Origin of the sequence: Paenibacillus sp. A3, from assembly GCF_001399685.1 — a bacterium.
GTDB lineage: Bacteria > Bacillota > Bacilli > Paenibacillales > NBRC-103111 > Paenibacillus_G.
On the sequence record NZ_JTHN01000085.1, the window covers coordinates 20,289 to 28,831 of the forward strand.

9 protein-coding genes are annotated in these 8,543 nt (G+C 54.6%); 3 read left to right on the plus strand and 6 right to left on the minus strand.

The window, feature by feature from the left end; genetic code table 11:
• Positions 1 to 127 precede the first annotated feature (127 nt).
• The gene (locus QJ48_RS13255) at positions 128 to 310 is read right to left on the minus strand and encodes a hypothetical protein (protein ID WP_054974051.1); all 183 of its coding nucleotides are present in this window, start codon (positions 308 to 310) and stop codon (positions 128 to 130) included.
• Between the two features lie 129 nt (positions 311 to 439).
• Between QJ48_RS13255 and QJ48_RS13260 the strand changes: the two genes are divergently transcribed.
• Positions 440 to 2,122 (plus strand): thiamine pyrophosphate-binding protein, encoded by a 1,683-nt coding sequence (locus tag QJ48_RS13260; RefSeq protein WP_054974052.1) that lies wholly within the window; start codon positions 440 to 442, stop codon positions 2,120 to 2,122.
• 162 nt (positions 2,123 to 2,284) lie between these two features.
• On the opposite strand, the gene QJ48_RS13265 is transcribed toward QJ48_RS13260, so the two are convergent.
• Positions 2,285 to 3,082, minus strand: coding sequence for a TerC family protein (locus tag QJ48_RS13265; RefSeq protein ID WP_054974053.1), 798 nt, complete (start codon positions 3,080 to 3,082; stop codon positions 2,285 to 2,287).
• Between the two features lie 283 nt (positions 3,083 to 3,365).
• Positions 3,366 to 3,557 carry a hypothetical protein gene (locus QJ48_RS13270; protein WP_054974061.1) on the minus strand — a complete coding sequence of 64 codons (192 nt, stop codon included), beginning with the start codon at positions 3,555 to 3,557 and terminating at the stop codon, positions 3,366 to 3,368.
• Positions 3,558 to 3,836: 279 nt separating this feature from the next.
• Here QJ48_RS13270 and QJ48_RS13275 point away from each other — a divergent pair, with 279 nt between their 5' ends.
• Both QJ48_RS13275 and QJ48_RS13280 read left to right on the plus strand, forming a co-directional pair.
• Positions 3,837 to 4,535, plus strand: coding sequence for a methyltransferase domain-containing protein (locus QJ48_RS13275; RefSeq protein WP_054974054.1), 699 nt, complete (start codon positions 3,837 to 3,839; stop codon positions 4,533 to 4,535).
• Between the two features lie 98 nt (positions 4,536 to 4,633).
• Positions 4,634 to 4,831, plus strand: a complete 198-nt coding sequence (locus QJ48_RS13280) for a cold-shock protein (RefSeq protein WP_054974055.1) — start codon at positions 4,634 to 4,636, stop codon at positions 4,829 to 4,831.
• A gap of 352 nt (positions 4,832 to 5,183) precedes the next feature.
• On the opposite strand, the gene QJ48_RS13290 is transcribed toward QJ48_RS13280, so the two are convergent.
• The 3 genes from QJ48_RS13290 to QJ48_RS13300 all read right to left on the minus strand — a co-directional run.
• Positions 5,184 to 5,849, minus strand: coding sequence for a nitroreductase family protein (locus QJ48_RS13290; protein ID WP_054974057.1), 666 nt, complete (start codon positions 5,847 to 5,849; stop codon positions 5,184 to 5,186).
• A 194-nt stretch (positions 5,850 to 6,043) separates the two neighbouring features.
• Entirely contained in the window at positions 6,044 to 7,435 is a 1,392-nt protein-coding gene (locus QJ48_RS13295) for a SulP family inorganic anion transporter (protein WP_054974062.1), read from the minus strand.
• A gap of 283 nt (positions 7,436 to 7,718) precedes the next feature.
• Positions 7,719 to 8,543 (minus strand): efflux RND transporter periplasmic adaptor subunit (locus tag QJ48_RS13300; RefSeq protein WP_054974058.1); only part of this gene is annotated, 825 nt, incomplete at its 5' end.

Genomic DNA, 8,543 nt, shown 5'->3' on the forward strand with positions numbered 1-8,543 from the left:
CGGCAACAATCGCATTACCCGCTCACGCTCCAAGCTGTTTATGGGTCCGTTGGAAAGCTCTAGTTAGTATGGCCGGAACGCGGGTTAAATATAAGTATAGGGAATTCAAGGAAAGAAGTCTATTCGCTTACTTCGCGCCGGAAAAAAAACTAAAGATCATCAGCACGAACGAAAACGATACCATCACCAGCGCCAAAATGGCCAGCGGCCGTTTCACGTTTGCCGGGAGGGTATCTTTCTTCATGATTAAGATCAGCGCGAGCGAGAACGAAATAATCATGAACGTCAAGATCGATGCGCCATTGCTCAAAGCTTATCACCTCTTACTGTCTATGTTCGCCAATTTGGGCGGTTTTCCTTTAACTCCTTATGAAAAAATTTGCAATGGGAAACGTTCCAAAGGGAACGCTATACCGGAAAACGAAAGGAGTGATTTTGCATGAGTCCCACTACCCTTGTGGATGCTGCCGCGCCCCCGGTGCTTGCCGACAAGAACAAGCCCACGGCAGACTTATCCGTATCGCAGTTCGTCCTGGAGCAGTTGAAGACTTGGAAGGTTGAGCGGATCTACGGCGTGATCGGCGACGCCAATTTAAGTTTATTGGATGAGCTCGGAAAACAGAACGCGATCCGGTACGTGGCCTGCCGGCATGAGAGCGGCGCCGCGCTGATGGCTTCCGCCGAAGCCAAGCTGACGGGAAGGACGGCGGTATGCCTGGCGACAAGCGGTCCGGGCGTAACGAATATGTTGAACGGCCTTGCCGATGCGGCTATGGATCGGGCGCCGGTACTGGCGCTGACGGGGCAGGTCGAAACGGCGAAGATCGGCACCCGGGCCAAGCAGTATGTAGACCAGCAAAAGCTCAATGCCGCCGTTGCGGGAAAATCCGAGCTGGTCACGCACGCGGATGCGCTGCCCGAATTGATGGAGCAGGCGCTTGTTCACGGCTTGCTCCAAGGGCAGGTGACTCACCTATCCATCCCCAAGGACTTGTACCCGGTGAAGGTGAAAGGCGGGATAAAGCCGTACGCTGCCCATCTGCATCAGCCGCTGGCCGCTCCCGACAACGAAATTGCGGAATTGGCAGACTTGCTTGCTTCAGCCGAGCGGCCGGTCCTATTCATTGGCCGCGGCGTGAAGCAGACAGCGGAGCATGTCCTTCAGCTCGCGGAGAAGCTGTCTGCCGCCGTCATCACAACGCTGCCCGCCCGGCCGTTGTTTCCGAATGACCACGAATGCTATGCGGGCGGCCTCGGTCAGGCCGGCAGTGAGGCGTCCAGCGTTCTGCTGGCCGAGAGCGATCTGATCGTCATACTGGGCGCAACATGGTGGCCGGACGATTACGTGCCGACGCAGGCGCGGATCGTTCAAGTCGATTGGAACCGGGAAGCGATCGGGCTCGGTCACCCGCTGCATATGGGTATCGTCGGCGACCTCGGGCAGATTGTTCCCAAACTCGCCGCTGCCGAGCATCTTTCGGCCAAAGATCGCAATGCTTGGCGCGCCCGGGTTCGCGACGTATGTACGGGGTGGAAACGGCAGATCGAGGCCGAGGCACGGGCTGAGGGCACGCCGATGCCGCCGCAGCGCGTCATAAAGACGATTGCGGATCACGTATCGGACCAAGCGATCGTCGCCGTCGATACCGGCGATCATACGCTATGGTTCAACCGTATCTTTCAAGCCAAGGCGGGGCAGGAAATCCTGATTTCCGGCCGGTGGCGGACGCTTGGCTTTGCTTTGCCGGCGGCAATAGCCGCCAAGCTCTGCTATCCGGACCGTCAAGCGATCGCCGTAGCAGGGGATGGGGGAGTGGTCCAGACGCTGATGGAATTCCAAACGGCCGCCGAGCTGCAGCTCCCGATCGTGCTGGTCGTTCTCAACAACGGCGCTTACGCGATGGAGCAGGACCGAATGAACGTCGCGGGCATGAACCTGACTGGCAGTGCGATTCAAAGTCCCGATTTTGCAGCTATCGCCGAAGCCTGCGGCGGCTCGGGTTATCGGGCGTCGAGCCCCGCCGAATTCGAGCAATCTCTCACTCAGGCGCTGACCGGCAACAAGCCCGCGCTGATCGACGTCCGCACCGCCGAAACCCCCGTTCCGCATACGAAAATTTGAGCTTTAACGCAGCAAAGCCGGCACTAGTGGAATGTGCCGGCTTTTTGTCGTTGCCTCACCATATAAGCCGCGAGGCTGTTCATTTAACCCGTTGTCAACAGCGGCCGGAGGCAGTTACTTCTGACTCGCAGCCCCCGGCATATCCAAGTTTACGCAACCCGCTCAGCCTCGCGACTTCACCAAGATCATACGTCCTTTTTCATCGCGCTTCGCTTCGAAGCTATCGTTCGGTTGGATGTCCGCTCCCTGCTCCAGATCGGGCGGGATCGTCAGGTGGCCGCTCTCGTTAATGGATACCAAGGAGCCGTAGATTTTTTTCCAGTAGCCCGCCAGGAGGACGCCCACGACGACGATGGCAACCAAGCCCCACTTCACGATCGGGTTTGCGATAAACCATTCCTTGACAAGCGGGTCTCCTGTCAACATCGAACCCGCGGTATAGGCCAGCACGCCGGAACCGATGTAAATGATCCAAGGAAATCTTTCAAGCAGCCGGATAAACAAGGTGCTTCCCCATACCATGATCGGCACGCTGATAATGAGGCCGAGTATAACGAGAAGGGAGCTGCCGTGGGAAGCGCCGGCCACCGCCATGACGTTGTCGAAGCCCATGGCCGCGTCAGCGATTATAATCGTACGAATGGCGGGCCAGAGCTGCGGTTTGGCTTCGATGGCATGGTCTTTCTTGTCCACCAGCAGCTTGTAGGCGATCCAGATCAGCACGACTCCGCCGATGAGCAGCAGGGCAGGCAGCTTCAGCAGCCAGACGACGGCGAGTGTGGCGATGACACGAATGATAACGGCACCGACCGTTCCCCAGAGAACTGCGCCTTTTTGCTGTTCTTTCGGCAAATTGCGCGCTGCGAGTGCGATGACGATGGCATTGTCCCCGGCAAGCACGAGGTCGATCAAGACAATGTTCATCAGGGCGAGAAGAAATTCTACGGACAACCATTCCATGTCCTACCACTCCTTTTTACGTTGTTGTTGGTGTTAGTATTTACACAAAAATGACCTCTACCACATCGGTACAGGTCATTTTCCACCAAAAAAGACCTCTACCTCAATGGCAAAGGTCTTGCTAACAACGTTTCGTTGCCAATAAAGCCGGGGCTCTTCCCAGAACCCGAACTGACGACTTTACTGTGACAGCTACTCCCCTTTGGAGGACATCCTTATGTAATTGCCCTCATTATACCGAATGGACAAGCCGGGCGTCAAGCAAAATATGTCCAATTTCGTATTAAACTTGACGGAAAGCTTCCATAATACTCTCGCGCTCTTCGTCGGTGCCTTGGAACCGTTCCTTCGAGAAGCGTTCGTTCACCCAATGCATCATTTCCGGGCGGCTGAGAAACGTATGGCAATCCTCACCCCACTGGTCGGAAATTTCTCTTAAAATCAACTGCTTTCCGTTGACTTCGACCGTGAGCATGTTCCATTTGTCTTTTTTGTAGATCGTATGTTTTTTAATCCCCTGATTTTTCAAGGCTGTTACCTCTTTCTATTCCATTGGTTGCGGGCGAGTGAGTGAGATCCATCGCTACCTCTTTACCTTAGCATGAATTGATCTTGGCTTCAACCAAGCGGGCAACTATGCTGCGATTGCCAACCACCATAGACCGTGATAAAATGCCAATAAGCTCCAGCACCAAGCCGAAGGGCGGGTGGGGGCCAAACTATTCAATACATGAGCAGAGGAGAGCGGAGAAAGATGAGCAGAGGGTATGAGCAGATTGGAGTGGCAATGACCTGCCGGTCGTTTGCCGAGTACGAACGCATGTTTAGGCTGAAGCCGGAACTGCTGGAGGCGGGTCCGATTTTGGACGTGGCCGCAGGAGCTTCGTCGTTTGTAGCGGAAGCCGCTGCCCGCGGGTTGGCGGCCAAAGCGGCCGATCCGATGTACGAGCTGTCGGCAGAAGGAATTTACCGCCATGGGATGACGGAAATCGAAGTGTCGACCGGGAAGCTGACCAAGCTGAGGGAGAGCTTTGATTGGACGTTTTACGGCGACCCGGAGCGGCATCGTGCGATGCGGGAGGCATCGATGAAGCGGTTTGCCGACGATTATGCGCACTCTTCCCAAGGAAACAAGTATACGGCGGCCATGCTGCCTCATCTTCCATATGAGGACGAGTCGTTCGGACTTGTACTGTGCAGCCACTTTTTATTTCTGTATCATGAGCAATTCGACTATGACTTTCATACCCGCGTGCTGCGTGAGCTGCTAAGGGTATGCCGTGCAGGCGGAGAGGTGCGGGTATATCCTGTCATCACGCTGCAATGGGACCGGTATCCGATGCTGGACCGGCTTCTGGAAGAGCTGCGGACGGCCGGGTTCGAGGCGTCTTTGGAGCTTTCCGAATTGCCTTTTATTCCCGGTTCCAAAGAGCTGCTGCGTGTGAAAAAATAAGGCTGCGTATAATTTTGGTCTTGTTGATTTATCCTGATAAGGGTGATATACTTGAAGCATTCGCCCTTGATGGCGATACATCTAGGAGGTTGTTTTCATTGAAAGGTACAGTAAAATGGTTTAACGCAGAAAAAGGCTACGGGTTCATTCAAGTAGAAGGCGGCGACGACGTATTCGTACACTTCTCCGCAATCCAAGGCGAAGGCTTCAAAACTTTGGAAGAAGGCCAATCGGTTGAGTTCGAAATCGTTCAAGGCAACCGTGGTCCGCAAGCGGCTAACGTTCACAAACTGTAAGACAAAACTAACTACGATGCCCGGTCGACAATCGGTTGACGGGTTTTGATATAAGCTTTCTTTTAGAAATCAAAACGATGAAACTTCTTGAATTCGCTTCTTGATTTCGCAAGAAAACTTACCGCTGCGGCGGTTTTCATCTCATCGTTAGATAGTTTGCTTAAGTTTTAATGCCAAATGAAAAGCCACAAAGCGGTTCTTGGAATAATCGTTCCAGGAACCGCTTTTTTTGCATCCCCGGTGGAAGGCGAGAATACCGAGAAGCTGCTGAAAATGATGGACGACTCAACAATAAAGAACGCCCCGGATTGATACCGATGTTGGTCCGAGGCGTTCTTTAGCGTTTCCGTCATTAATCGACAATACGCAGGATGTCGTCGATTTCCTTACGCGGCAGGCGGGCCGGCCGCTCGGAAGGATAGCCGAGGGCAATGACCATGTTGATCTGGCATTCCGGCCGGATGTCCAAGTATTCGCGAAGCTGGTCTTGGGCGAGCAGCACCGGACCGGTCATCGGGCATGTGCCAAGCCCGCGGGCATGCGCGGCCAGCATCAGATTTTGCGCGGCGAGGCAGCTGCTCTTGATGCCTTCTTCCGCCCACACCGCATCGTCGACCAGCTCAACGGGATCGAAGATGCGCTCCCGGAACTTGGAGTTGTACGGCGTCGCGAGACATACGATCAGCACAGGCGCATCCGAGAAAGCCGTAGCGTAAGGTCCGAACGACTTGGTCAGCAGGCGGGCTTCCTTGGACAAGCCGCGCTGCTCCGCTTCGGCAGCTCTGCGGTGCAGCTGTTCCCAAGTAATCTGCTCGATTTCTTTAATCTTATCGCGATTCATCACGGCAATGAATTCCCACGTTTGGGAGTTCGTATCGCTTGGGGCGTAACGGGCGCAATCGATGATTTCGCGAATATCTTCGACGGCAACCGGTTGATCCGTATATTTGCGGATGCTGCGGCGGTCAAGCGCGATCGTTTTGAATTCATGGTAAGCCAGTGTAGATGTATCGGTCATTAGCGGGTCATCCTCTCTTCGTGACTTGCGGTATTTCTTAGGACTTGGTACTAAAAGCTCTTTTCCATTATAACGGGGCCGCATGGAAATGACAACCTTGCGGCGTAGGTGACGGATGAGCTAAGGCCGCATAAGCTCGGGCCCAGCAGAAAACCCGCTCCGCGTCATCCGACGCACGAAGCGGGCCTAGAACGTCAATGGGCGCCGGGCACGGACAAGCCGATGCGGTCGACCAGCCGTTTGCTTTCATCGTTCAACCCTATGAGAGTCACATTCTTGCCAAGCATTTCATAGCGGGTAATCATCTTCGCTACGGCGTTCACGGCCGAGTGGTCCCAAAGGTGAGATTGACTGAAATCCACGGTGACGGAATCGGGGTCCCCGGCATAGTCGAATTGCTCGATAAAGTGGGAGACCGTTCCGAAAAACATTTGTCCGGACACCTGATACTGCTTGCTTCCGTCCGGGAGAAGCGTTGCGGCTGTCCGCAAGGTTGCCATTTTCCAAGCGAAGATGACAGCGCTCAGAAGAACGCCTGCAAAAACGCCTTTGGACAAATCATGCGTAGCGACGACGATGATAACCGTAACGATCATCACGAACGAATCCGTTTTCGGGATCGTACGAAGCTGCTTCAGCGAACTCCAGTCGAACGTGCCGAGCGAGACCATGAACATGACGCCGACCAAAGCTGCCATCGGAATTTGCTTGACGACATTGCCGAGAACAAGAATCAGGAAGAGAAGAAAGACACCGGCTACCAAGGTCGAAAGTCGGGTCCGCCCGCCGGACTTGACGTTGATGACGGATTGGCCGATCATCGCACAGCCTGCCATGCCTCCGAAAAAGCCCGTCACGATGTTCGCAAAGCCTTGGCCGCGGACTTCCCGGTTTTTATCGCTTTTGGTATGTGTCATTTCGTCCACGATCGTTGCTGTCAGCAGCGACTCCAGAATGCCAACCATGGCCAAGGACAGCGAATAAGGGAGCAGGATAAGCAGTGTCTCGAACGTAAGCGGAATTTGCGGGATATGAAAAGCCGGCGGGACGTTCGTAAGCTGCCCCATATCGCCGACCGTTTTGACATCCAGATGCAGCCCGATCGTTAGTACGGACACGATGAGGATGGCGGCGAGTGCGGAAGGTACAGCCTTGGTCAGCCGCGGCAGCGTGTAGATAATCACAAGCGTCAAAGCGACCAGTCCGTACATGACCCAGCCTTGTCCCGTAAAATGCGTCAGCTGAGCCATAAAAATCAAGATGGCGAGCGCATTGACGAAGCCCGTCATGACGGAATGCGGCACGAACGTAATAAAGCGTCCGAGCTTCATCGCACCCATGAGCCATTGGATAATCCCGGTCAATACGGTGGCAGCGAACAAATAGTCGAGGCCGTGCTCCTTCACAAGCGTGACCATCAGCAAAGCCATGGCTCCGGTTGCAGCGGAAATCATAGCGGGGCGGCCTCCGGTGAAAGAAATGACGACCGCCATGCAGAACGAAGCGTACAGGCCGACCATCGGGTCCACTCCGGCAATGATGGAAAAAGCGATGGCTTCGGGAATCAAGGCGAGGGCTACCGTCATCCCGGATAAAATGTCCGCACGCGGGTTGGAAAACCAAGTCGTATTCAATTTTTGCAAAAACAATGTCAGTACCTCCTGATCTACGATGTTGTGACTTTCCACTCTCAGAAAAGTCGGGGCCGATAGTCAATGGGTTAGATTATACAAGAAATCGGAACGACGTTCCATCCTGTGAAAATTCAAAAAAACGGTTTCATCGCAAATTTACTGGACGATACGGCTCCGTTCGGCAGATTTCTTGCCAAAATGAAAAACCGTACCCGAAGGTACGGTTGGGGGGGAATTATTGAAGCACGACGGATTCGCCTTCGTTCAGCCCGCTCAGCACTTCCGTCTTTTCCGGCGTCTCCAGGCCGATTTTGACGATGCGTTTCTCCAAGCTGCCGTCAGCGGCTTCGACCATGACGTAGTAGTCGTCTTTATCCCGTTGAATCGTCAGCGTCGGCACGACCAGCGCGCCGCTTTTCTTATCCGTTTGGATCGACGCTGTCAAGCTGAGCCCGGCAATCAGGCGCTCGTTCGGCTCCAGGGAGATCGTCACCTCGAACTGGGCGGCCGTCGTGTTCGAGGACTCGCTGCTGCCGGTGCCGGCCTTGGCGAATTTGGACAGACGCTCGACCTTGCCCTTCAGCTTGACGTCCTTCAGCGCATCCACGCGTACCTCGACATCCATGCCTTCCTTGATGCGGAACAAGTCGTATTCGCCGACATTGCAAATCAGCTGCAGCTTCGTCAGATCGACGATTTTGCCGATCCGCTCGTTATCTTTCACTGACTTCGGCTCCTTGGTACCCTCGAACAGGAAAATGCCGTTTTCCGGCGCCGCGAAGCCGGCGGCTTGAAGCTTCTTCGTTTTCTCTGCGAGCTGCGAACGGGTATGCTCGAGAGTAACCTGCGTAACCTCGTTTTGCATTTTGCGGCTTTCCGACGCGGCAAAGCGCTTTTTGGCGTCCGTTTCGGTAATGCCCTCGGCCTCCGCGTCGGCGATGCCGGCCTTTTCCTGAAATTGATTCAAGCGTATGTCCATTTCCTGCTTTTTGGCGTTCGCTTGAAGCTGCGCGATTTCGTTGCGGAGCTCCGTGTCGTCGAGCCGGAACAGCACGTCGCC